This window comes from Corallococcus llansteffanensis, assembly GCF_003612055.1.
Classification (GTDB): Bacteria; Myxococcota; Myxococcia; order Myxococcales; family Myxococcaceae; genus Corallococcus; species Corallococcus llansteffanensis.
This window is the reverse complement of sequence record NZ_RAWB01001189.1, coordinates 1-443: the sequence shown is the minus strand read 5'-3', so window position 1 is coordinate 443 and position 443 is coordinate 1. Positions and strand designations below refer to the sequence as shown.

Below are 443 nucleotides of genomic sequence, written 5' to 3'. Positions count from 1 at the left end.
CTGAATAACCTTGAAAAAACCAAGCGAATCCAATTGAAATAGAGTCCCCTAAATCATGAACTGCGTCGGACATAATGGACACACTATTGAAAAGAAAGCCAAAGAAAAATTCGCTTATAGAGAAAATAAGATTTATGAAGAAAGCAATTTTAATATTCTTTTTCGGTTGATTCTGATTCGAGTGATTATGGTCTTTATCTGATTTTGACATTTAAAAACCTCCTAAGTTTGTATGCTACATACTAATTGGTTTTATTTTTCTAATTCATTAACATGAGTTAAGACTTGTTCGAGAATACTAAAAACATGAAGGTCATCTAAACTGTAAAGCATACTTTTTCCTTCTCTTCTTGATTTCACTAAGCGTGCGTCTTTCAACGTTTTTAATTGATGAGAAATAGCGGACTGTTCCATGTCCAGAGAAATAGCGATATTTCCAACAC

General features: G+C 32.5%; 2 protein-coding genes. Both read right to left on the bottom strand.

The genetic code is table 11. The features are described from left to right. Positions 1–211 (bottom strand): cation efflux transmembrane domain-containing protein (locus D7V93_RS47795; protein WP_147451738.1); only part of this gene is annotated, 211 nt, incomplete at its 3' end. Positions 212–252: 41 nt separating this feature from the next. Beyond that, on the bottom strand, positions 253–443 hold a 191-nt coding region (locus D7V93_RS44070), incomplete at its 5' end, for an ArsR/SmtB family transcription factor (RefSeq protein ID WP_147451737.1).